The sequence below is a fragment of the Pseudomonas persica genome (assembly GCF_900291015.1).
Classification (GTDB): domain Bacteria; phylum Pseudomonadota; class Gammaproteobacteria; order Pseudomonadales; family Pseudomonadaceae; genus Aquipseudomonas.
The window spans coordinates 1-258 of the sequence record NZ_OLKL01000223.1 but is presented as its reverse complement, the minus strand read 5'-3'; the positions used below and the strand labels follow the sequence as shown (position 1 = coordinate 258).

Genomic DNA, 258 nt, shown 5'->3' with positions numbered 1-258 from the left:
CATGATGGAAAGCGCTTCGCGCGCTCAGGCGCATGAGGAAATCCCAATCCTCCAAGCCTGCCAGCGACTCGTCGAAGTCCCCCACGGAAAGTGCAAGCGCGCGTGGGCAGGCAAACGTGTTGATCGGGATATAGTTGTTGACCAGCAAAAGCTCCCTGGAATAAGCCTCGTGAGGATAGCGTTGCTCGCGCGCCACCTCAGTCCGCTTGCCAGCCGCAATCGTTTCCTGAATGAAGACTGCATCTGTGTACACCACAC

1 protein-coding gene is annotated in these 258 nt (G+C 57.4%); it reads right to left on the bottom strand.

Annotated elements, in window-relative coordinates:
• A partial coding sequence (locus tag FQ664_RS26355; protein ID WP_218570439.1) for a glycosyltransferase family protein occupies positions 1-258 on the bottom strand: 258 nt, incomplete at both ends.